Below are 24,368 nucleotides of genomic sequence, written 5' to 3'. Positions count from 1 at the left end.
CCTAGTCCAGTCGCCCGACCAACGTCTGCGTGATTCCCATCTTGCGGAACCGGGCGCCAAGTTGCTCGAACCCTTCATGCGCGATCACGGGTATGCCCCAGCCGCCACATTCGGCCAGCACCCGCGCCTGCTGAATGGACAGATCGACCATCAGCAGGGGTTCATCCGCGGTGAATTTGGCCAAAGCTTCTGCATATTCGGAGGCCCTGTCCCATTCCTGCCGCCCTAACATGACGGCAATGGCATCGGGGTAGAAATGCAGATGGCTATGGCCCACGCAGCCTTCGGAAATGATCTGCATTCCCAGCTTCAGGTGACGGTCCTGAACGTCCGGGTCTGTTTCGGCCATTGCCAATGCAGACAAGGCTTTGGGTCCCACAAAATTCCGACCATGTTCCAGTGCGATTTCAACCGCGTGTCGTCCAGTTTTTCGGGCCTGATCCAGTTGCCCGGCATAGACCTGCGTACGGGCCAGATGCTCAAGAGCCTGCGCCTCAAGTCGCTTGGCGCCCACACGGTTGGCGATGTCCGCGGAAATGGCAAAGGTTTCCAGCGCCTGATCCAGTTCCCCCAGAAACGTATGCGCCACGCCCAGACAAGTCTGGGCCACGCATTCCGGCACAAAGGCGAAGTATTTCTGTGAAACCTCGATGGCTTCCTCCGCGTCCCGCTTCCCCTGCGCCACATCGCCGGTGTAGCTGCGCGCTACGCTGAGGTTATGGAGGTTCGCAGCCAGATCACGGACCAGACCCTTTTCTCGGGCACGTTCCACGGCCTGTGTGTAGAACTTGGCCGCCGTGCGCATCGTCGCGTTCATGAAATTGGCATCGCCAAACCCGCTCAGCGCCCCGACCTCCAGCCGCGCCGATTCAAGTTTGCGCGCCAGTGTCAGAGCCTTTTCGTTGCTGCGCAGCGCATCTTCGACCCGACCCAGCGGGAAATAGATGTTACCCCGCACGTAATTGATCTGTGCAACGTCACGCTCTGACCCGCTGCGTTCTGCTGCGACCTCAGCCTGATCAAGGCTTTCCAGCGCCTCGCTGTACAGACTTGCCTGCCGTGCGGCTTGCGCCAATCCGATATGCGCCCGGCTGATCTGTTCATCTGTATCGGCAAGCTCGGCAGCCTCCTTAAACTCGCGGAGCGCGTCATCTGACAAACCCTGCAACCGATGGGTTTCGCCACGGGCACACAGCAAACCAAACCGCACACCAGAGGGAGCAGGCAATTCCAGTGCCCGCTCGATCAGGGGGCTGGCCTCATCAAACTGAAAAGCCTGGATCAGTTTCTCGGCCGCTTCCAGATAGGCTTGCGCAGCATTGGTGGCACCGGCCCGATCAAGGTGTTGTGCCCGCAGAGTTGCGTCGCGATCTTCAAACCATTTCGCAGCCTGCCGGTGTAACCGCGCACGTTCCGATTTCACCAGCGTTGCGTAAGACCCGTCGCGGATCAGCGCGTGAGCAAACATCAGATCGCTACCGGCCTCGCGGATCAGGGCCGTTCGAATCAAGGTCGAGACATCCAGATGCCCCTCACCCAGTAAAAAGTTCAACACATCGGGTGAAAACCTCTGCCCCAATACAGATGCCGCCTGAATCGCCGACCGGCTTGGTCGGTCCAGCGCGTCCAGCCGCGACTGCACAATGCCTTGAATGCTGCCCGGAACGGATTCCCGTTTCAGCACGTCGATATTGCGCAGAAGCTGTTCCAGGAACAGCGGATTACCTCCGGCGCGCTTCACACAGGCATCCAGTAACTCTGGATCAATGCCGGTGAACTCCTCGACCAGCTTGCGGGCCTGTTCGTCGCCCATCGGAGCCAGCTCCAGTTTTGAGATCAGCGCCCCATCGGTGCTCATCTGCCATTCGCGGTCGATCGGGTCGCCTTCGACCCGGCTGGTCATCAGCAGCACACAAGGCAGATCGCGCGTAGTTGCGGCGATATGAGCGCAGGCGGTCAGGATTTCGGGCGCCGCCCAGTGAATATCTTCAATCTGGATTAGCATCGGCGCTTCGCGACTGCGCGCCTCGATCAGTTCGTCAATCACCTGACGTCGTCCACGCAAACGCGTTGCGTTATCCATAACCGCGTATACTTCGGCCAGACCCGGGTCCTGTTCAAGCTCAAGCAGCGCGTTCAGATGGGCCGCATTCGAGGGCGAGACCCAGCCCTTTCCAACCGCCTGTTTCGCCATTTCGGCGCAGGTGGCCGCATCAGCCATCGGCTCGAGCCCCAGAATGCTGCGGGCAACGGATTGAATGGCCGAATGCCCCTCGCGCGTACCGAAATCCATGACCACGCCGTTGTGGATCGAGTAACCTAACCCAGCAGCCATTTCGGCCACCTGCTCGGACAGGTGCGTCTTACCGATCCCCGGCTCACCCAGAATGATGTGAACTTCACCCTTGCCATGTTGCTGGCACCTGTCGAACGTGGCCGAGAACAGCGACATTTCCCGTTCGCGCCCGACAAAGCGGTGCCGCCGAGACCGGATGTTGCGGGCCATGCGGTCCAGCCGCCATAGCTCGACGGGTTCGGTCAGTCCCTTGATCGCCTTTTCACCCATGGACTCACCAACAAATAGCGGCCCTAACGCACGCTGAATGTCGTGTGACACCAGAGTTTCACCAGGCACCGCCATGTCGGTGATGCGCGACGCCAGGTTCACGCCATCGCCGGTCACCGTGTACTCCGTGTGCGCCTGGCTGCCCGTCGTGCTGGCAATCACCTGCCCCGAGGCAATGCCGATATGGCAGGATACCGGCGGGTTCAGGCCGGGCAGCACCGAGTGGATTTCCAGCGCCGCCCGCGCCGCCCGTTCGGTGTCATTGGTATGAGAGATCGGCGCGCCGAACACCGCCATCACGGCGTCACCGATATGTTTGTCGATGCGGCCACCGAACTTTTCGACCACATGGTCGACCTTGGCGAAAAACGCGTTCAACAACGCGTGCATGTCCTCGGCATCCAGTTCACTGGTCAGTTTCGTAAAACCGGTGAGGTCGGCGAACATGACCGTGACCTGCCGTTTGGCAGGTTCCAAAGGGGTTTCGGGCTCATAGGGTTGAACAGCTTCGACAGTTTCAAGCTCGGCAATCGCGCGCAGCAGCCTGCGGCGGTCGCCTACAGCGGTTACTCCGATTTCGATCAGGTCTTCGCCCGTCAGATCGGGCAAAATAGCGAAATCAATTTTGTTATCCAAAAAGGCTTGCGCGTAGTCAGATAGTCCGAGTACGCTCAGCCAGTCTCTTATATCCTGAGACATGTCGCCCCTCTGAAGCCCCCAACTTCAGCAACAGTCCTAGCACAACAGACCCGCATGAGTCTGCAATGCTTAACAAAATTAATACTTATGTTCGCGCAAATGCCCGAAATTGCGGCATCAAATCTCGGGGCTCAACCCTTCGGTCGACAGATCATCCAGCTTGGGCATCAACCGCAGCAATTCACGCGCGTAATCCGTTTGCGGGTTGGCAAACAGGTCGTTGGTGTCCTGCAACTCGACCACCTTGCCCTGCTTCATCACTGCGACACGGTCACACATCTGGCGCACCACCGGCAGATCGTGGCTGATAAACAGCAGAGTCAGGCCCAAATGTTCCTGCAGGTCCTTCAGGATGTTCAGAATCTGCGCCTGAATGGACACATCCAGCGCGCTGGTCGGCTCGTCACAGATCAGAAACCGCGGCTGCGTCGCCAAAGCACGAGCTATCGAAATGCGCTGACGCTGCCCGCCCGAGAATTCATGCGGGTATTTCATTCCGGCTTCATGGCCCAGCCCGACCTGATCCAACAGCTCATCAACGCGGCGCTTGATATCAGCACCCTCCATCAGCCGGTGATGTCGGATTGGCTCGGCCACGATATCGTCCACCCGCATTCGGGGGTTGAGCGAGGAATACGGGTCCTGAAAGATCATCTGGATGTTCTTGCGATAGGCATCCTGCGCGGCCTTGTTGGTCAGATCGCTGACCACCTGCCCCTGAAACGTGATGCTGCCGCCATCGACCGGGTACAGCCCCGCAATCATCCGTGCGACGGTTGACTTGCCCGAACCGGATTCGCCCACGACGCCAAACACCTCGCCTGCGCGGATATCAAAGCTGACATCGTCAACAGCTGTGAAATATGTGCGGTCCCACGGCAGAAGCCCGCGCTTTTGCAGGAATTTCTTGGTCAGGTTGCGGATTTCGAACACGGGCTTGCTGGTGTCGTTGTCAACCTTGGGCCAGTGCCGCGCCATGTCCTCGATCGCAAAGCGCGTCTCGCGCCCGCCATAGCTGATCTGCGGAAAGCGGTGCAGCTTTAGCGTCGGGCGCGGTACGGCGGCGATCAGCGACTTGGTGTATTCATGGCTGGGCTGGCCCATGACCTGCGCGGTCGGGCCGGTTTCGACCACCTTACCCGCATACATCACCGTCACCTTGTCGGTGGTGTCGGCGATTACCCCCATGTCGTGGGTGATTAGGATGACGCCCACCTGTCGTTCGGTCGCCAATTCCTTGATCAGGTCCAGAATCTGCGCCTGAACCGACACATCCAACGCCGTGGTTGGCTCATCCGCGATGATCACGTCGGGCTCGGTACACAATGCCAACGCGATCACTACCCGCTGCCGCATCCCGCCCGAGAACTGGTGCGGGTACTGATCCAGCCGCGTGTCGGGATCGGGAATCCCTACCCGATCGATCAGGTCGCGGGCACGTTTGTTCGCCTCGGCGTCCGACCCACCCAAATGCGCCTGAATGGTCTCGACCAGTTGCTCGCGCACTGTGAACAGCGGGTTCAGCGAGGTCAGCGGATCCTGAAAGATCATCGAGATTTTCTTGCCGCGCAGACCACGCATCGCTTCGGCATCCAGACCGCTGATTTGATCACCGCTGAGTTTGATCATACCGCTGGCAATCCGGCCGGGGCGGTCCAGCAGCCCCATGATCGCGGCACCGATGGTGGATTTACCGGCACCGGATTCGCCCACCAACCCGTGGATTTCACCCGGCTCAACCGACAGGTCCACATGATCCACAGCGGTGAACAGTTTGCGGCGGGTGGGGAATTCGACCGTCAGGTCATTGATCGTCAGAAGGCTCATGAAATCACCGCAGCTTGGGGTTCAGCGCATCGCGCAGCCAGTCGCCCAGCAGGTTAACAGACAGGGCCAGCGCCAACAGAGTGCAGGCCGGGAAGAACAGAATCCACCACTCACCCGAGAACAGGAAACCCTGCCCGATGCGGATCAGCGTACCCAGCGAGGGCTGGGTCGGGGGTGCGCCCACGCCAAGGAAGCTCAGCGTCGCCTCGGCAATGATCGCTAGTGCCAATGAGATCGTGGCGATGACCAGAACCGGGCTGAGGACGTTGGGCAGGATGTGGCGGAACATGATCGGGAACGACCCGCGCCCGATCAGGCGGGCGGCCTGGACGTATTCTTTGTTCTTCTCAACCAGCGCCGCGCCGCGAACCACACGGGCAAATTGAACCCAGTCGGACAGCGCAATGGCGACAATCAGGACGTAGATCGCCATCTCATCGCGGTATTCGGGCGGGGTGACGCCCTTTGCGATGCCAAAGATCAGCATGGCGACCAGAATAGCCGGGAAGGTCAGCTGCACATCGGCAACCCGCATGATCACCGTCTCGATCCAGCCGCCGAAATAAGCCGCGACCAACCCAAGGACGATGCCGATGATCAAAGCCAGCAGCACCGCCGCGGCCCCCACGAACAGGGAAATCCGCATCCCGTAAAGGATGGTTGAAAACACGTCACGCCCCTGATCGTCGGTGCCCAGAAGGAAGGTTTCCTGCGTGAAGGCGTTGGGTGTGCCCGGAGGCGTAAATCCGTTCATCAGGTTCAGCGAGGCCGGGTCGAACGGGTTATAGGGCGCAATGAGCGGCGCAAAGATCGCAGACAGCACCAGAATGGCCACGACCAGAGTCGCGATGATCGCCACTGGCGAGTGCCGGAAGGACCATGCAAAGTCGCTGTCCCAGAACTTGGCGAACCGCGATTTTTCGGGGGCTTTTGGAGTATCGAGAATATCGGTCATGTGGCCCTCGCGTCGACACGCAGGCGCGGGTCAATGGCATAGTAAAGAAGATCGACAATCAGGTTGATCGACACGAACATGACCGAGATCAGCATCAGATAGGCGGCCATAACAGGGATATCGACAAACTGGATCGCGTTGATGAACAACAGACCGACGCCCGGCCACTGGAACACCGTCTCGGTGATGATGGCAAAAGCGATGATCGAGCCCAGTTGCAAACCGGTAATGGTGATCACCGGCACCAGAGTGTTTTTCAGCGCGTGGCGGAAATTGATCACCCGGTCTGACAACCCTCGGGCGCGGGCGAACCGGACGTAATCGGCGCGCAGCACCTCAAGCATTTCCGACCGCACCAACCGCATGATCAGCGTCATCTGATACAGGCCCAGCGTGATCGCCGGAAGGATCAGCGCCTTCAGCCCCGAGGCCGTCAGGAAGCCTGTTGACCAATTGCCAAGCATAACGGTTTCACCCCTCCCGAAGCTGGGGAGAAGGTCCAGTTCGACCGAAAAAATGTAGATCAGCAATATCCCGATCAGGAACGTTGGCAGCGACACCCCAATTAGCGACACGGTCATGATGATGTTCGCCGCGACCCCTCGTCGCCGGATAGCCGTAAACACACCCAGCGCGATACCCATGGTTATGGCCAGAAAGCCCGAGACAAAGGCCAGTTCCAGCGTTGCGGGCGCGCGTTCGGCAATAATCGTTGAGACCGGGCGCCCTTGGCGATACGAAACGCCGAAATTGCCCTGCACTGCGCCTTGCAAGAACTTGAAGTACTGAACCGGGAAAGGCTTATCCAATCCAAGCTCACCGCGCAGCCGGTCAATGTCGGCCTGTGTGCGTTCCTGCCCCAGCATGTTGTCGATCGGATCGCCGACAAAACGGAACATCGAAAATGCGACCAGACCCACGACCAGCAACACGATCACGGATTGGAACATCCTTCGGACGATATATGCGAACATTCGTTTCCCTCGTTGATCGGTCTCTCTAGGCTGGCTTTGACCAGATGGTCAAGGTATCGCTAACAGACAGACGCGACGTTCCATCAGTTCACCGTTACCCAGCGCAGCAGAAAGAAGTTGTCCGGGCGCTGCGTCAGATCGACATTGCTGCGCGCACCCCAGACCAAGGGCTGCACGTAGAGCGGTACATAGACCTGCTCGTCCTGAATGATCTGCGTGACCTCGTCCAGCATGGCCTGACGTTTGGCCTCATCCAATTCCGACTGGATCACCGGCAACAACTCATCCACCCGCGCATTCGAGAAGCCACCGAAATTCCAGCTGCCCAGTTTCTTTTCCTCATTGGGTGTCGCCACAAGGAACCGCACCGGATGTTCAGCATCGAATGTGCCGGGGCTCCAGCCCAACAAGTACATGTCGTAATTGTCCTCGCGCAGTTCGGGCCAGTAATTGCGCACGGGCATGGCGTCCAATTCGGCCGTGATACCGACCTGGGCCAACATAGAAACCACAGCCTGACAGACGGCCTCATCATTCAGATAGCGGTCATTTGGACATTTCAATCCGAAGGAAAAGCCGTCTGCATACCCCGCTTCAGCCAACAATGCCTTGGCGGCCTCGACATCGTAGGCTGGGCGATCAGCATGGGCCGAGGAATAGCCGCTCATTGCAGGGCTGACCAATTGCGAGGCCGCCTCGGCATTGCCGCGCATGATAGTGGCAAGAATGGCATCAACATTGACCGCCTGCGCCACGGCTTTGCGCACGCGCGGATCGCGGAACGGGTTGGGTTTACCCGCATCATCAGTGTATTTCAGCGTTTCCGCCTGATGATCAAACCCCAGCATGATAACGCGCGCCTCGATCCCCTGAATGACATCCACCTCATCGTTGCCTTGCAGGCGCGCCACGTCCTGAATCGGCACCGGGTTGATCATGTCAACATCGCCGGACAACAGCGCCGCGACGGCGGTAGCCGGGTTCTGAATCGGCGTAAACTCAGCGCGGGTAATGTTGTGTTCTGGTTCACCCCACCAGTCGTTAAATGGCTCCACAACCGTGCGCAAACCGGGCTCACGCGCTGTGATTTTGAATGCGCCAGTGCCGTTGGCATTCAGCGTGGCGTAATTACCGGCCTCTTTGTCCGGAACGACGGCATCATTGGCCTCAGCCCAGCCCTGATCCATGATCATCCAGTTGGCGATGGACGACGGAAACAGAGGGTTCGGCGCGGTGGTCATAAAGTCGACCGTGTAGTCATCGACCACGATCACCTCGCTGATCGGTGCGAACCAGCTGCGGGTATCGGCGGCCTCGCCCGAGGCGCGCTGGTAGCTGAACAGTACGTCCTGAGAGTCAAATGTGCTGCCATCATGGAAGGTTACGCCTTCACGCAGGTTGAAACGCCAGCCTTCACCATCGCCGATCGGCTCCCAACTGACCGCCAGTGCTGGTTCGACCTGCATGTGTTTGTCGCGGCGGACAAGCCCTTCGTAGACGTTATTGAGAAAACCCAGAACCGGGGCCGAGTTAACTGCGTGCGGGTCCATCGTCTGCGGATCGGTGGTCGAGGCCCATTTGAACTCGGCGGCAAGTACGCTGGTTGCAGCCAACATTGCCAGACCAATGGCACTGTTTCTAAGGATCATGGCGAAATCTCCGTGAGTGTCCCGCACAGGGGCGGTGTTGAAGGATAACGCAAAAGGCAGGGCGTGAAGATCGCGCCCTGCCAAGTCACTGAACTAGTTACTTCAGTTCATCGTGAAGTATTTGACCTTGGGCTGGTCTTCGGCATCCACTTCGATGCCCACACCTTCGGCCATGCCCCAATTCAGAACCTGGTGGTGAATGGGGATGTAAAGCGCTTCGTCCTGCACCACACGCCAGATATCGGCGATGTCGGCATTCCGAGCATCAAGATCGGTATTCGAGGCAAGCGATTTGATCTTTTCGTCCAGCGCATCGTCCTGATAGCCGGTGCCGTTCCATGTGCCGATATCGTCCTCGCGCCCATGCACAAGGAAGTTGAAAATGTATTCCGAGTCATATGTCGGCACACCCCAACCCAGCATGTAGAAGTCTGTCTTGCCATCGGTGATCAGCGGGAAGTGCTGCGCCTTGGGCTTGGCGTCCAGATTTACAGTCACGCCAATCTGGCCCAGCATACCAACGGCCGCCTGACAGATCGCTTCGTCGTTGATGTAGCGATCATTCGGGCAGTCTAGCCGAAGCGAGAAGCCATCGCCGTAACCTGCCTCGGCCATCAGTTCCTTGGCCTTTTCGAGATCGGTGGAGGACTCACCATCCATCTCAGCGGTCCAGCCGTTCACGAAGGGCGGAGCGATCATGCCTGCAGGCTGCGACTGGCCGCGCATCACGATCTGCTTGATCGCATCACGGTTGATCGCCATCGACATCGCCTGACGCACACGCACATCAGCCAGAGGGTTCTTGCCATCAACGTTGTCCGCTTCGATGTCATCAGCCCCCTGATTCATACCAAAGAAGATCACGCGGTTCTGCGGAGCCTGCTTAACCATCAGACCATCGGCACCATTGACGCGTTCAATGTCCTGCACTGGCATATCCTGCAGGAAGTTCACCTCACCCGACAGCATCGCGGCCACGCGGGTCGCAGCGTTCTGGATCGGGGTATAGACAATCTCGGTCACTTCCATCGGGAACTGGTCAATGCCCCAATAATTGTCGTTGCGCACCATCACCGTCTTGACGTCAGGCTCGCGGCTTTGAAGGATATAGGGCCCCGTACCGTTGGCATTGGTGGTGGCATAGGTGATTTCGCCGCCTTCGAAATCCTGAACATTGACTGTGTCATTCGCCTCGGCCCAACCCTTGTCCAGAATGAACAGGTTGGTCAGGTTCGACGGCAGGATCGGGTTCGGACCATCCGTGACAATCTCGACGGTGTAATCGTCAACCGCACGCACTTCGGTGATCGAACCGATCAGCTCTTTCATGTCGGAATTCGGCTGCTTGGCGCGCTCAAAGCTGAACACCACGTCTTCGGCGTTGAAATCCGCACCGTCGTGGAACTTTACGCCCTCACGCAGTTTGAAAACCCAAACGTTCGGATCGTCGGCCTTGGGACCCCACTCGGTCGCCAGTGCAGGCTCAAACGCGCCGGTCACGTCGCGGATGATCAGCGGTTCGTACATCTGGTGGCGAATGGTGTGTGACGGACCTTCGTTTTGCGAGTGCGGATCCAGTGTCAGCGCATCACCAGCCCGCGCCCAGCGCAGGGTTTCAGCCGATGCGCCAGCCGCCATCAGTGCCGTCGCACTGGCGGCAATCATCAGATTTCTTAGCTTCATTTATTTCTCCCCAATTATTGTTAGCGCCGTCATTGCGACGGCTGACCGCGTGCTGCGACCGTGGTGCATCCGATCATCCAGATCATTTTGATCGTTGCAACACTAGATTGTGAACGGGCGCGACGACCTAAGGGCAAGTTAGGCAATTCGCCATGGGACAGACGTAAGGTGGCGTCGGTCGAAACTTCATCCGCTTCCTTCGAAACTCAACCCTTCAGCCGCTTATCACTGATCTACCTATAGGTGTAATTTGCAAATTGAAGAAATTTAAGCGCCTTACGCGAATGCGATTACAGAACAGCAGTTGCAGAGGTGCGGAGCAACCTATCCGAAGAGTCACTTTCGATCTTAAGCTTTTGTTTACGATTGGAGCATATCCGATGTCCCGCTGAAGTACTTCTTCCAAGTACAGTTGCGGTGAGGTTGCTGGATACTTCTGATGTTGGATTTCACTTCCTCCATAACTTTAAAAAACAGTTCAACGAAAACGTCTAGCGAAATAGCAGAGCCCTTTGGCCTGTATTCCCGAGCGGGAAAGCGCGTTTTTGACATTGTCCTCGCGATTCTGCTGTTGCCTGCTGTGATACCAGTAGTTTTGGTTTTGTGGTGCCTCGTACGTCAGGATGGGGGGCCGGGATTTTTTGGCCATACCCGTGTGGGGAAAGACGCTAAACCATTTAAATGTTGGAAGATTCGCAGCATGGTCGTAGATGCCGAGTCGCGATTGCAAAGTTATCTGGACGCCCACCCCGAGGCAGCGGCGGAATGGGACCGCGATCACAAGCTGATCCACGATCCCAGGATCAACCAACTAGGTCGTCTATTGCGCGAGACCAGCTTGGACGAACTTCCGCAAATCTGGAACGTGCTGAAGGGTGAGATGAGCTTTGTCGGACCGCGCCCTGTTGTAGCCACAGAACTGGTCAAATACGGCAGTTCAGCGTCAGCCTATCTGGTGCAAAAACCGGGGATCACCGGATTGTGGCAGGTCTCGGGGCGCAACGAAGTCACCTATGGCGAACGGGTAGCAATGGATGTCGACTATCTTACCCAACGCAACTTTGTCATGGACCTTAAGATCATTGTTCGCACGTTTCACATATTGGTTTTGCGAACGGGGCGGTAGCGGATTTGCGGCTCTTTTTTCTCGATTATGGGGACTGTATAGAACGAAATTACACGCGTTATGCGTGTGCTGAACATTTGGAATCTTAAGCTCGCTATGAAGCAATCTCCGATACACACAGCGCCGTTGATGACGGCGCGGCCAACGACCTCAGACACCCCCGAAGGCGACGCGGTTGATCTGGTCGCGCTGCTGGATACTTTGTGGCGCGGCAAGTGGATCATTGCATTGTCCACCGCCGTGGCGATTGTGTTCGGGGCATATTACGCCTTTGTTGCCGCGGTGCCGTTGTACAAATCCACCGCTGTGGTCATGCTGGAAACTGATCAGTCCAGCGTTGTGAATCTGCAAAGCGTGGTTGGCGGTCTGGCTGGCGATACGGCGGAAGTCTATTCCGAGCTGGAGGTACTAAAATCTCGCGGCCTGATGGGCAAGGTTGTAGACCGGCTGGATCTGGTATCCGATCCGGAGTTCAACGCCGCGCTTCAGCCAGCCTCAGCGCTCAGCGGGACAAAGCAGTTTGTTCAATCTCTGTTCGGGATTCAGACCAGCACTGAACCAGCGCCCGAGGCGCTGACCAAACAGCTGACCCGTGACGATGTGATCTCTGCCCTGCTGCGGAAGATATCGGTGCGCAACATACCGCAGAGCCTGGTGTTCACTGTGACGGTCGAGACAGAAGCGGCGCAAAAATCGGCCCAGATCGCGGACACCATTGTCGAACTGTACGTCCTGAACCAGATCGAAGTGAAATTCGAAGCAACCGAACAGGCGACTGCTTGGTTGACCGACCGGGTTGCCGAGCTGCAGATCGAACTGGAAGCCGCCGAGGCGAAGATCAATGAGTTCAACTCGAAAACGGCCTTGATCTCTCCTGAAGCTCTGCAAGTGCAGGAGGTTCAGCTGAAGGATCTGCGCGAACGCCGCGTGGCGGCCGAGACGAACCGCGCAACGGCACAGGCACGGTTTGACGCCCTTAGCATGGCCGATAGCCGCGCGGCGCAGGCCGAGGTCAGCCAGGACCCGCAATTGCACCGCCTTTTCGCAAGGATCGAAAACACCGGCGGTGGCGTAGCCGCCTTTGACGCCGCCTTTCAGCGCCTGACGGCGCACAAAGAAATTGAAGCCCAGCGGGCGGCGCAACAGGTTCAGGCCTTGACGCACTCTGCCGAAGAACTGCGCCAGCAGATCGCGCAGCAAAGTGCAGACCTGATCACACTGCAGCAACTTGCACGCGAGGCCGAAGCGGTGCGGTTGCTGTATGAGTATTTCCTGGCCCGACTGAAAGAAACATCGGCGCAGGAAGGCATTCAGAAAGCCGACAGCCGACAATTGTCGCGTGCAGTGATCCCCAGCATCCCGTCCGAGCCAAAAAAGTCCCTGATCCTCGCAGTTTCGGCCATTCTGGGCGTTTTGCTGGGCGCGGCGATCGTGCTGTTGATCGAGGCACGAAATAAAGGTTTTCGGTCCGCGCAGGAACTGGAGCGCAAAACCGGCTACAGCGTTCTGGGTCAGATCCCGATATTTCCAGGCCGCGGGCACCGCAAGGTTCTGGAGTATCTCGCCGACAAGCCCTCTTCGGCCACCGCTGAGGCGGTGCGCAACCTGCGCACCTCGCTGATGCTGTCCAATGTGGACCACCCGCCGCAGGTCGTGGTGATCACGTCATCCTTGCCGGGTGAGGGTAAAACCACGAACACATTGGCACTGGCGCAGAACTTTGTTGGAATCGGCAAGCGGGTCCTGTTGGTCGAGGGTGATATCCGGCGCTTGACCATGACAGCGCAGCTGCAGGACGTGCCGCAAAAAGGGATCGTGTCGGTTCTTTCCGGAGAGCTAGCGGCGCAGGACGCCATCTTTCAAGAACCGCTGCTGGGTTGTGACGTTATGGTTGGCGAGAAGACCTCGGCCAATGCGGCGGATCTGTTCGCCTCGGATCGGTTCCGGCAATTTCTGGAAGACATGCGCCAAATCTACGACATCATCCTTATCGACACGCCGCCAACCCTGCTGGTGTCTGACGCGCGCCTGATCGCGCGCAGCGCGGATGCGGTGTTGCTGACGACCAAGTGGAACGGCACGTCCGAACAGGATGTTGCCGAGACCATGCGCCTGTTCCATACCGACAACCAGCGCTTTACCGGCCTTATTCTGGGCCAGATCAACCCCCGCAGCGCCGAACATTACGGCTATTCCTACGGCATTTACGCAAGCAGCTATTACACCAATTAAATACGAGCATCGGTGCAGAAGAAAGGGCGCCTGAATGGCGCGCTTTTTCTTTTGGGGTTCAAAGCCCGAGGCCTAGTTGGTGCTGACCGTGCTGTTGGTGGCATCGCCACCACCGCCGCCAGCAATGGCCACACCTGCGGCGGCTGCAACCACACCAAGCGCCGGGGCCACGAGCGGAACAAACCCGGTCACACCGGCTGCTGCTGCCTCCTCCGCCGCGCCCCCGTTACCCTGTGTCGCGGTCGCATTTTCGGCAACGCTCTGCGCGGACACGCTGCTGGTTGAAACGACAAGCATCAAAAGGGTCGTTCTGATCATCGTTAATCTCCTATAACTAGAGTTGCTGAACTCTATCTATCCCATCCGAATCTGAGAATGCCACATCGGTGAGAGATTTGAAGTTTTCTTTTAAAATCACGTTAATTCAGTTATTTGAAAAATAGTATCTCTCGCAAGATATCAATTCACTCAACCTTGTTACGGACCATTCTTAACGCACTATGCTGCCAATAAATAAGCAAAAAAATTGAAAACGATACCCGCTTAGATTGCACAAGTGCCACACCTATTCAGAACATTTATCGGTGGTGATTTGGAACAAGATGTCTTCCGCAAAAGCCGCTAGTCAGGCGCAAGGCAGGAAGCGATAAATGACGTGAAAAATCGAGCAGCAACAGCCCGGCGGAACAATCTATTGGCACTGGTATGCGCGGGGGCGGCAGGCATCGCAGAGGCGCAGTCAGTCTCAACTTATGGCACGCCTGGTCTGCTCGAGATCCCAACCGCCGAGATGTTCGAGGATGGTACCCTGGCCTTCACTGCCGCAGGATTCCGGGACACCGCGCGAGGCACCATGACCTTCCAGATGCTGCCCTGGGCGCTTGGCAGTTTCCGCTATGCCTATATCAAGGGGTTCGACGGTGCGGTCGGCGACCGCTACGACCGCAGCTTCGACTTCCATTTCCGGTTGCGCGAAGAAAGCAAACACGGCCCGGCCATCGTGATGGGGCTGCGCGATTTCGGCGGCACCGGCGTCTATGCCGCAGAGTATTTCGTGGCCACAAAGACCTTTCACGACCGGTTCAAACTGACCGGCGGCATCGGCTGGGGACGCATGGCCGGACGCGGCGCGTTTGCGAACCCGCTGGGCATCTTCGGCGACCGTTTCGAGACCCGGCCTTCCTCGAATGACGGGGAAACCGGCCAGCTGGATTTCGGCAACTGGTTTCGCGGTGACGCAGCCCTGTTCGGCGGCGCCAGCTGGCAGCAAAACGACCGGCTGACATTTCTGGCCGAGTATTCCCCCGATCTCTACACCGCCGAAGGCGACAATATCGGATTCGACATCCACTCGCCGATCAATTTCGGGGTACAATACCGGTTCAAGAACGGCACGCAGCTAACCACATCCTACCTCTATGGCACCACGCTGGGGCTGACTTTCAGCTATTTCATCAACCCGCGCAAAGCGGTGACCCCCGGTGGGCAGGGCGCCGCGCCGCCGCCACTGCGGCCCAGATCGCAGGTTGCCGCCGCCGCGGACCGCACCCAAAGCGACATCCGCGGCCGGTTGCAGCGCGCGCTAGATCAGGAAGGGCTGCGGCTGGTCTACCTGTCGGACAGCAGCGACACTGTTCAGGTCGGGGTCGAGAACACCCGCTATGGCCAAGCCGCCCAGGCGCTGGGACGCACCGCCCGCGTGCTGGCCAACGAGGAACCGCCGCAGACCGAACAGTTCAACATCGCGCTGATGTCGCGCGGCGTGCCGCTCAGCGCGGTACGCGTCAACCGTGACGACCTCTATGAGCTGGAACACGATCCCGACAATGCCTGGCGCAGCTTTGCCCGAGCCGAGGTCTCGGACACCATTCCGCTGGTCGATGGCGGCATCCTCACCGACGCCTTCCCGCATTTTTCCTACCGGTTCGGGCCCTATCTGAACTTCTCGTTCTTCGACCCTGATGATCCGCTACGGTACGAGGTTGGGGCCGCGCTGGGGCTGGATTACACCCTGACGCCCGGCTTTACCCTGTCCACCGGCCTGCGGCTGCCGATCTTCAGCACGCTGGATGACAGCACCCGTGTTTCGGATTCACCGCTGCCGCATGTGCGCTCGGACTGGGCAATCTATGCCCGCGAATCCAACCTGCGGATCGAGCACCTGACCGCCGAGTACCTGTGGCGACCCGGCACCAATCTTTATGCCCGCACCACGCTGGGCTATCTCGAGACCATGTTCGGCGGGCTCTCGACCGAGCTGCTCTGGTATCCCACCGACAGCCGCCTGGCCCTTGGCGTTGAGGCCAATTACGTGGCGCAGCGCGACTTTGACGTGCTGTTTGGCTTTCAGAATTACACTGTCGCCACCGGGCACGCCTCGGCCTATTACGATCTGCCCGGCGAGTATCACGCGCAGGTCGATGTCGGGCGCTATCTGGCCGGCGACTACGGCGCCACCTTTGCGCTGGATCGCGAGTTCACCAACGGCTTCAAGGTCGGCGCTTTCTTCACCTTGACCAATGTCAGTTCCGAGGAATTCGGTGAGGGCTCGTTCGACAAGGGCATCCGGCTGGAAATCCCCGTCTCATGGCTGACCGGGCGCCCGTCGCGCAACAAGCTCGCCCAAACTATCCGCCCGGTCCTGCGGGACGGCGGCGCACGGCTGAGCATGCGCAATCGGCTTTACGGCGTGACCCGCGAGGCGCGGGCGCAGAACCTGTCCCGCGGTTGGGGGAGGTTCTGGCGATGACGGCCCTGCGCACCGCCCTGCTGGCCCTGTTGCTGATCTCCTGCGGCGAAGTGCAGGAAGATGTCGATCTGCTGAAAGGCACGCTGTTTCCCAGCGCGCCCCGGTTTCACCCCCGCGCCGAGGCGTTGGCTGCGCGCCGCCCGATCCCGCCTCGGCTTGAGGTCGGCTTTCCCAAACACGATCTTGCCGGTGTCATGCTGCTGGAGACAGAACGTGACGGTGTACAGACCTGGCTGACCGCGGACGGGGCCACCATCACGATGGAGCGGGGTATGCTGACCTCGGCCATCGGCTTCGGCGGCGGCATGTCCGGGTCGGATCTGCGCCAGAGCGTTGATCTGATCCTAACCGGAGGTTTGGGCTACGCCGAGCGGTTCCACAGCTTTCTCAACGGTGATGACGAGATCGAGCTGCACGCCTACAGATGTCGGATCACCCCGCTGGGTCCCGACACCGTTGTTTTGCAGGGCACCCCCGTCGCCACGCAAAAACAGCAGGAAGACTGTTATGGGCTGGCCCAGCAGTTCACCAACATTTACTGGGTGCAGGACAGCACCGGCCGCATCGTCCAGTCCTCGCAATGGACCGGCGATTTCCTGGGCAACATGGTCATAAAGGTGGTGCCCGATGAGAGTTAAGATTTTGAACAGCGGAGGCCAGCGCGTGCGCCATATTCCCCTTCTCCTGAGTGCATTGGCCCTGAGCGGCCTGATCGCCGGATGCTCGACCATCTATCGCAGCCCGTCGGTGAGCGCAGGCGTGTCGGATGCCGGCAAGGTTCGCGTCGTGCCCGTGACGCCCGAAACCGTGATGGTGGCCAACCGCTCGCCTTATGCGCCCAAGACCTTGCCCTCGGTGTTTGATCTGTCGGGCGGTTCCGGCTCCACCGCCAGCTTGCGCGGCACTGGCCCTTTGCCCGAGGCACCGTCTACCCAGAACGGATCGCGCGATGGGCTGCGGCTTGACCCACCGCCGCAGGTCAATCCCGGCCCCTATACTATCGGCATCGGCGATGTGCTGGTGCTGTCAACACCCTCCACCCAAGGCACCACCGGAGAGCTGTCGGGCCTGCTGGCCGCGCAGAACAGCCGCAACGGCTATACCGTGCAGGATGACGGATCCATCAACATCCCCGATGTCGGCCGCATCCGCCTAGTTGATCTGACCGTCGATGAGGCCGAGGCGCAGCTGTTCCAGCGCCTGGTCGAGAACCAGATAGACCCCACCTTCAGCCTCGAGATTGCCGAGTTCAATTCCCGCCGCGTCTCGGTCGGCGGCGCCGTCGGTCGGCCCGGCTTGCAACCCATCACCCTGACCCGGCTGACCCTGGGCGAGGCGCTGTCGGAGGCGGGCTCGGTTTCGGTCCGTGATATCGACAATACATCAGTGCGCATTTACCGAAAAGGAAACGTCTACCAGATCCCACTGGAAGACCTCTATGCCCGCACCGAACTGCAGAACCTCAACCTGATCGCCGATGACTCGGTCTTTGTCGACAGCGACTATGACCTCGACCGCGCCGAGCGCTACTTTGCCCAGCAGATCGCCCTGCGCGAGACCGTGCTGGAGGGCCGCCAGACCGCGCTGCAGGAACTGAACACTGCCATCAACCTGCGCCGCGCCGACCTGGACGAGCGCCGCGACAACTTTCTCCAGTCCATCGAACTGGACGCCATCGACCGCGACTACGTCTATCTGTCGGGCGAGGTCCGCACCCAGGGCCGCTACCCCTTGCCCTTCAACCAAAATGCAACCCTGGCCGATGCGCTCTACGGCTCTGGTGGCGGTATCGCCAAAGAGACCGGCGATGCCTCTGAGGTCTACGTTCTGCGTGCCTCAGAAGACCCCCGCGAGTTCGGAGCCGTCACCGCATGGCACCTCGACACCCGCAATGCTGCGCAACTCACCCTTGCAGCACAATTCGAACTGCGCGACAACGACATCATATTCATCGCGGAAAACCCTGTCACACGATGGGGCCGCACCATCAGCCAAATCACACCATCCCTCATAACAACACCGGTCAACGCTGCCGTGAACTGAACCGAACAATTTCAATCCGCCCTAGCGCAGGGCCAAGATGTCACACGCAGCTTATCAGTCTGCAAAAACATGGTTATGTTCACTCCGAATGCACGGACCCTGAAGACACAAGGAACTGTAATATGAAGATTGCGATAGCCGGGATCGGATATGTGGGATTGTCCAATGCGGTCCTGTTGGCACAAAATCACGAAGTGGTTGCCTTGGACATTTCCGCGGAACGTGTAGCCCTGATCAACCAGCGCCAAAGCCCGATCCAGGATACCGAGATCGAGGATTTCCTGGCCAACCGTACACTCGATCTGAAAGCTACAACCGATGCCGAGACCGCATTTCAGGGCGCGGATTTCGTGATCGTGGCCACCCCCACAAATTACGATCCGCGCAGCAACTATTTTGATACCAGCTCGGTCGATGCGGTGATTGAACAAGCTACTGCGCTGAACCCCGACGCTGTGATCGTCATCAAGTCAACCATTCCGGTCGGCTTTGTGGCCGACGCGCGCAAGCGTCTCGGAACCGAAAATGTCATCTTCTCTCCGGAATTCCTTCGCGAAGGGCAGGCGCTGTACGATAACCTGCACCCTAGTCGGATTATCGTCGGAGAACGCTCGGACCGGGCGAAGGTCTTTGCTGATCTGCTGTTGGAAGGTGCCGTGGACAAGGACGTGCCGGTGTTGTTCACCGATACGGATGAAGCCGAAGCAATCAAGCTGTTCGCCAATACCTACCTCGCTATGCGGGTGGCATTCTTCAACGAGCTCGACAGCTATTCGCTGTCCGGTGGCATGGATTCGCGTCAGATCATCGAAGGTGTCAGCCTCGATCCGCGCATCGGTGCCCACTATAATAACCCGTCGTTCGGCTATGGTGGCTATTGCCTACCCAAGGACACCAAGCAACTGTTGGCCAATTACAGCCACGTACCGCAAAACCTGATCCGCGCCATCGTCGACGCCAACCGCACCCGCAAGGATTTCCTGAGCGATCAAATCTTGATGAGAGGACCAAAAACAGTAGGCATCTACAGGCTGGTCATGAAGGAAGGCAGCGACAATTTCCGCCAAAGCTCGATCCAGGGCATCATGAAACGGATCAAGGCCAAGGGCATTCAGGTCATCGTCTACGAGCCGGTGTTTAATGAGGACCACTTCTTCCACTCACCTGTGATCCGCGATCTGGAAACCTTCAAACAGAAAGCTGACCTGATTGTTGCCAACCGCCTGGCGGACGAGATTAAGGATGTAAGCGACAAGGTCTTTACCCGAGACCTGTTCGGCGCAGATTAGAACAAACCTGTCAAAAGTTGCGCACGGCAAACGCCATCGGCCCAAATCAAAAAAGGCCCCTTCAAACAGGGGCCTTGTTGCACGTCTATTCATACTTGCACCGGTTATCAGCCTTTGGCTCCCTGACCACGTGCGTATTTGTCCTCATATCGAACAATATCGTCCTCGCCTAAATACGTGCCCGTCTGAACCTCGATCAACACCATCGGGACCTTGCCGGGGTTCTCCATCCGGTGGGTGGCCCCTACGGGAATATAGACCGACTGGTTTTCCGTCACCAATTGTTGATGATCGTCGATGGTCACACGGGCCGTGCCCTCAACAACGATCCAGTGTTCCGATCGGTGCACATGGCTCTGCAGGCTCAGCGAGGCACCGGGATGAACTTGGATGCGCTTCACCTGGAACCGGTCACCAACCACAAGACTTTCGAACCATCCCCATGGGCGGTGATCTTTGGGGAAATCGGTGGCCTGAGAGGCGCCCTTGGCCTTCAGCGCCGCCACAGCCTTTTTGACGTCTTGCGCGCGTGTGGAATTCGCCACCAAAACGGCATCGTTCATCGCCACGGCGATAATGTTTTCCAGTCCGATCCCAACAAGCTCCATCTGATCGCTGTCCGACCGCAAAAGCGTATTCTGACACTCAATCGCTGTCGCGCCGCCGCTGGTCACGACGCCATCGGAATCCGGCCCGCTTTCGCGCCAGACCGCATCCCAGCCGCCCAGATCGGACCAAGCTGCATCAAAGGGAACAACCGATAGGTTCGTCGCCTTTTCCATAACGGCATAGTCGATCGAGATATCTTCGGCCTGTGCCCAGGGTTCCGGGTTCAGACGCAAAAAGCCCAGATCAGGCGTGGCTGTTTGAACTGCCGCTTCTACCGGTGCTATCAGCGCGGGTGCATGTGCCTGGAAAGCGGCAATCATGTCCGAGGCGCGGAACAGGAAAATCCCCGCATTCCACTTGAAATTTCCGGCCTCCAGCATCTCAGTTGCCCGCGCCAAATCCGGTTTTTCAACAAATTGTTTCAGCGGAACAGGAGCGCTGTCTTTACCTGCCGCATGCGTCAGTTCAAGATAGCCATAAGCAGTTTCCGGGTGTGTCGGGGTAATCCCGAACGTTACCAATTGCCCTTGCGCCACAGCCTCAAGCCCGCGGGCGATCGCCTCATGAAAAGCCGCTGTATCAGGCACAACATGGTCGGAAGGAGCAACCAGAAGGATCGCGCCTGGGTCCTTGGCCGCAACGCGCAGCGCAGCTGCCAATATCGCAGGCGCAGTGTTGCGCCCTTCGGGCTCAATCAAAATGGCACCGGGGTCAGTTCCAACGGCTTGCAACTGTTCCACTACGATAAATCGAAAATCAGAATTGGTCAGAACCACAGGTGACGCAAAGTCTAAGCCATCAGACCCGCCCGACAACCGACGCGCAGACGCCTGAAAAAGAGTCTCCTCCCCAACAAGGGGAACAAATTGCTTGGGATAACTCTTTCGGGATAACGGCCAGAGACGCGTGCCAGACCCTCCGCACAGGAGAATGGGAGTAATCAACATAGTAAGCTCGACATCCGATCTATTTAGAAAAGTCCTATTAAAAGCAAAGTACCGTGGCAAGGTATTGCGGTGATTTACCAAGAATAACGAAGCCACGCCACCACGCCACATCAAAGCTGACAGCACCGGGCTACGAAGTTCAGGCTTGTGCGGTCAGAAACCTGGGTTCGGCTCCATCGAGGCAAACCGCGCTCATTACTCCTGTTGCAAAAGCACCGGTATCAATGGAAATCCGTCCCTGCCGCGCGCGGGCGGTATCGACGATTGTATGGCCATGAACGACCCACACGCCATCGCGCCGGACCTTGGATTGGAACGACGGATGGCCCCAGATAAGAGTATCGTCAGATTGTTGGTCAGCCGGAATCTCGGGATCGGCGGCAGCGTGTGCCACAAGAATGTTACCGGAGAGGACCCAAGTGCTTAGCTCTTCCATCCATGCGCACAACGGGTCACCAATAGCCTCTTGGATTCTGTCTCTACAGTCTGTCAACTCATCCCCGCCCATCTCGGCCCGGACCCCGCGCACGCCGAACGATGCCAAAGTTTGAAGCCCGCCATAGCGCAACCAACGGGCCCCCTGCTCCCTTGGGTCTTTCAGAAAGCGCAGCATCATCTCTTCATGATTGCCTTTTAGGCAAGTCAGATCAGAGCGCGCGCTAATCAGGCGCAATACCTCTGCGCTATGCTCCCCTCGGTCCACATAGTCACCTACCAAAACAATGCGATGATCCTGCGGGGCCAAGGCCAAAAGCTTTTCCAGTTGATATATGCAGCCGTGAACGTCACCGATTACGTAAAGTGGACTGTCCGGGTTCGGCGGCAGGAAAGAGCCGCGCTGCCGAAAACGTTTGAAAAGCGAGGTAAACACAATAGGCTGGTCTCCTGCTCAGTTGGCCGCGATGCAAACTGTTGTCCGCAGTACGGTTCTGATGTCAGTTCAACAAGTGTTACCTTTGGGCTGAACTCTGGGCAATACCTGGCTCAGGCGGTTTGGCAAGCGGTCACACCCATTCGTATTAGCTCGCTGCCTTTTACCTTGAATACGCCATTGATTCGATTGCGGGCTTTTTTCATGAACCAAGTTTTCAGAGGTTCCGGGTAGTGGTCGGCCATAATCTGACTAAAGTAATCAAAATCTTCTTCGTTCAGGCGGCGGCCACTGCGCGACGGGCCGTGAAACCCAAAAATTGTATCTGGACTTACACAAGTCTCGGGCAACCCCAGAAACATTGTGCAAGTGGAATAACAGACGCGCCCACGAATTTCGACCTGAACACCATTTCGCTTCAGTTCCTCAAGTTCGTTTAGGCGATCATGCAAATAACCACCACGGTCGTTGCCAATGATGTAGAACTGCTGAGCGTCCGCGCGTAAGGGTACAAAAAGCGTCCAACTCAATACAGCTAAGACCCAGACGATAGCCAAAAACCAATGGGTCGAACCGGTAAGCACGCTCCAAACATTAACTTGTGTTTTGAAAATACAGTTGACGAAAGTTGGCATAGTCCATTCTCCAGATCCAGTGATGGTCTGGATTAGGTTTGGGGACCCGCAATGCCTCGGCTATGCGCTACTTGTGTTGAAAATTGGGAATAAACCTACGATTTAAAGGTGTTTCTATTTATCTTCTTAGTCCCAACTCGCACGGAACATCTCTAATGTCTTTGGTGGCAATCTGGTACGTCAAATCTGGCCGGACAGGAGGAAATACTTCTGCAGCACTCTGGCACCTATCATTCTCTCCTTCAATGGGTCTGAGAATTGGTCAAGCCACCTATGGGCCTCGGATATTATGGCCTCTGCCGCTTCCGGGTTGTCATTATAATATGCAACTTTGTCTTCAAGATCGCTGAAATCGTCGCGCAACAAGACAAAGTGCTTGTCCGGTTGTAACCGCCCTTCCATGAACCAAGTTTCGTAGTGCAGCCGAGGCGACATCACCAACATATTCGATGCCATACCCCATGTTAGGTTCGTGGCGACTTCATTGCCCTCAAGAGAAATGAAATATTTGAACTGCTTTTGCTGCCCATGTGTCAAAGCGCCCTTGGGCCGACGACCGCTAACTTCTTTGCCCGTGTGGCCGATACCGAATTCAGGGTGATCATAAAACTTATCCGCCAGAATTCGGCGAGCCTTTGTTCGCGCCGTCCCGCGCCAAACTGCTGCCGGCTTTTTGTCACGAAATGGAATAGGGTCGGGCGTCCACGAAAAATGCCTGTTCTTGTTCAGATTGAGGACTACGGAATTTTCATTGGAGTCGGAGATCGGTCTCGATTTGACAATCTTCGGCACGGGTGGGACCAGTTTGATGTCACCGAAAAGATAGTTCAGCCGACGATCCGCGCCAAAACCTTTCGCGTGCTCAATGAGATCCAGAAAATATCGACCTCGTTCACTCTCTATTTCTGACACAAGGGGGGCATCGGAGGCACCAAAGTGCAATGACAACTTGTTGTAATAGGCAACACGTTCTTCAATGTCGTCCAAATCAGGCCGCGACTTTACGTCCCTTAACAGTTTTCTGTTTGCCGGCTGCACAGAGCATAAGGCGTCATCCAATGGAAAATGCCACGCGCGCAATAGGTGAGACGATCCGCATGGCGCGACCATTCCATTAAGTAATTGACTTTGCAGCGATGCTTCATCCGTTTTCCGTAAAACTGAGTTTTATTTGCCCCAATTACTTACAGCGAAGAAATTGGTCAATCTTAGGCAGATCATGAGATCTACTCGAGCATTGCAAGTAAACATTCTTCCTTGGGCCAACCGCATTGGTTTTTGTCCTGAGCGAGTACTTGCGTACAATGACGGCAAGTTTCCAATCTTCTAGGGTTCATGTTTTTTGTTGCACCGGGTAGCACCGAAGTAGCGCTGGGTATTGGAACTACAAACGCAGCAATCTCCGCGCGCTACAGGTCTAACTATCTGATATTATATAGTTTATTTTGGTTGCGGGAGTAGGATTTGAACCTCTGACCTTCAGGTTATGAGCCTGACGAGCTACCGGGCTGCTC

Annotated in this window: 17 protein-coding genes; 6 read left to right on the top strand and 11 right to left on the bottom strand. The window is 57.5% G+C overall.

Annotated features, from left to right (window positions below):
* Nucleotide 1 precedes the first annotated feature (1 nt).
* The 6 genes from GOW93_RS16240 to GOW93_RS16215 form a co-directional block, all read right to left on the bottom strand.
* Nucleotides 2-3,265 (bottom strand): adenylate/guanylate cyclase domain-containing protein, encoded by a 3,264-nt coding sequence (locus GOW93_RS16240; RefSeq protein ID WP_170386637.1) that lies wholly within the window; start codon nucleotides 3,263-3,265, stop codon nucleotides 2-4.
* A gap of 117 nt (nucleotides 3,266-3,382) precedes the next feature.
* The gene (locus GOW93_RS16235) at nucleotides 3,383-5,092 is read right to left on the bottom strand and encodes an ABC transporter ATP-binding protein (protein ID WP_170386634.1); all 1,710 of its coding nucleotides are present in this window, start codon (nucleotides 5,090-5,092) and stop codon (nucleotides 3,383-3,385) included.
* Nucleotides 5,093-5,096: 4 nt separating this feature from the next.
* On the bottom strand, nucleotides 5,097-6,047 hold the full coding sequence (locus GOW93_RS16230) for an ABC transporter permease (RefSeq protein WP_170386631.1): 951 nt from the start codon (nucleotides 6,045-6,047) through the stop codon (nucleotides 5,097-5,099).
* Complete coding sequence (locus tag GOW93_RS16225) at nucleotides 6,044-7,021, bottom strand: ABC transporter permease (RefSeq protein ID WP_170386629.1); 978 nt, start codon at nucleotides 7,019-7,021, stop codon at nucleotides 6,044-6,046. Before GOW93_RS16225 ends, GOW93_RS16230 begins: the two co-directional genes overlap by 4 nt.
* Nucleotides 7,022-7,104: 83 nt before the next feature.
* Nucleotides 7,105-8,670, bottom strand: a complete 1,566-nt coding sequence (locus tag GOW93_RS16220; RefSeq protein WP_170386626.1) for an ABC transporter substrate-binding protein — start codon at nucleotides 8,668-8,670, stop codon at nucleotides 7,105-7,107.
* Nucleotides 8,671-8,772: 102 nt separating this feature from the next.
* Nucleotides 8,773-10,353, bottom strand: coding sequence for an ABC transporter substrate-binding protein (locus GOW93_RS16215; protein WP_170386623.1), 1,581 nt, complete (start codon nucleotides 10,351-10,353; stop codon nucleotides 8,773-8,775).
* 439 nt (nucleotides 10,354-10,792) lie between these two features.
* Here GOW93_RS16215 and GOW93_RS16210 point away from each other — a divergent pair, with 439 nt between their 5' ends.
* Both GOW93_RS16210 and GOW93_RS16205 read left to right on the top strand, forming a co-directional pair.
* Nucleotides 10,793-11,479: a sugar transferase gene (locus tag GOW93_RS16210; protein ID WP_170386620.1), complete on the top strand. Its 687-nt coding sequence runs from the start codon at nucleotides 10,793-10,795 to the stop codon at nucleotides 11,477-11,479.
* Nucleotides 11,480-11,608: 129 nt separating this feature from the next.
* Nucleotides 11,609-13,711, top strand: coding sequence for a GumC family protein (locus GOW93_RS16205; RefSeq protein WP_254443633.1), 2,103 nt, complete (start codon nucleotides 11,609-11,611; stop codon nucleotides 13,709-13,711).
* Between the two features lie 72 nt (nucleotides 13,712-13,783).
* Here the strand turns inward: GOW93_RS16205 and GOW93_RS16200 are convergent, their stop codons facing one another.
* The gene (locus tag GOW93_RS16200) at nucleotides 13,784-14,029 is read right to left on the bottom strand and encodes a hypothetical protein (protein ID WP_170386614.1); all 246 of its coding nucleotides are present in this window, start codon (nucleotides 14,027-14,029) and stop codon (nucleotides 13,784-13,786) included.
* Nucleotides 14,030-14,405: 376 nt separating this feature from the next.
* Here GOW93_RS16200 and GOW93_RS16195 point away from each other — a divergent pair, with 376 nt between their 5' ends.
* From GOW93_RS16195 to GOW93_RS16180, 4 genes are all read left to right on the top strand, one after another.
* Nucleotides 14,406-16,460: a YjbH domain-containing protein gene (locus tag GOW93_RS16195; protein WP_174819130.1), complete on the top strand. Its 2,055-nt coding sequence runs from the start codon at nucleotides 14,406-14,408 to the stop codon at nucleotides 16,458-16,460.
* Nucleotides 16,439-17,098, top strand: coding sequence for a YjbF family lipoprotein (locus tag GOW93_RS16190; RefSeq protein WP_254443630.1), 660 nt, complete (start codon nucleotides 16,439-16,441; stop codon nucleotides 17,096-17,098). The genes GOW93_RS16195 and GOW93_RS16190 overlap by 22 nt, the downstream gene beginning before the upstream one ends.
* Nucleotides 17,088-18,503, top strand: coding sequence for a polysaccharide biosynthesis/export family protein (locus tag GOW93_RS16185; protein ID WP_170386609.1), 1,416 nt, complete (start codon nucleotides 17,088-17,090; stop codon nucleotides 18,501-18,503). The genes GOW93_RS16190 and GOW93_RS16185 overlap by 11 nt, the downstream gene beginning before the upstream one ends.
* Nucleotides 18,504-18,625: 122 nt before the next feature.
* Nucleotides 18,626-19,792, top strand: coding sequence for a nucleotide sugar dehydrogenase (locus GOW93_RS16180; protein ID WP_170386606.1), 1,167 nt, complete (start codon nucleotides 18,626-18,628; stop codon nucleotides 19,790-19,792).
* A 107-nt stretch (nucleotides 19,793-19,899) separates the two neighbouring features.
* Here GOW93_RS16180 and GOW93_RS16175 read toward each other — a convergent pair whose 3' ends face one another.
* The 4 genes from GOW93_RS16175 to GOW93_RS16160 form a co-directional block, all read right to left on the bottom strand.
* Nucleotides 19,900-21,348, bottom strand: a complete 1,449-nt coding sequence (locus GOW93_RS16175; protein ID WP_170386603.1) for a mannose-1-phosphate guanylyltransferase/mannose-6-phosphate isomerase — start codon at nucleotides 21,346-21,348, stop codon at nucleotides 19,900-19,902.
* Between the two features lie 139 nt (nucleotides 21,349-21,487).
* On the bottom strand, nucleotides 21,488-22,219 hold the full coding sequence (locus GOW93_RS16170; protein ID WP_170386601.1) for a metallophosphoesterase family protein: 732 nt from the start codon (nucleotides 22,217-22,219) through the stop codon (nucleotides 21,488-21,490).
* Nucleotides 22,220-22,332: 113 nt separating this feature from the next.
* Complete coding sequence (locus GOW93_RS16165; RefSeq protein ID WP_174819129.1) at nucleotides 22,333-22,854, bottom strand: hypothetical protein; 522 nt, start codon at nucleotides 22,852-22,854, stop codon at nucleotides 22,333-22,335.
* A gap of 180 nt (nucleotides 22,855-23,034) precedes the next feature.
* A complete protein-coding gene (locus GOW93_RS16160) occupies nucleotides 23,035-23,841 on the bottom strand; it encodes a glycosyl transferase family 90 (protein WP_170386599.1) in 807 nt (268 codons plus the stop codon).
* Nucleotides 23,842-24,368 lie beyond the last annotated feature (527 nt).

The organism is Ruegeria atlantica (assembly GCF_013032455.1).
Classification (GTDB): Bacteria; Pseudomonadota; Alphaproteobacteria; order Rhodobacterales; family Rhodobacteraceae; genus Ruegeria; species Ruegeria atlantica_B.
Note: the sequence above shows the minus strand (reverse complement) of the source record. Positions and strands in the feature narration are given on the sequence as shown.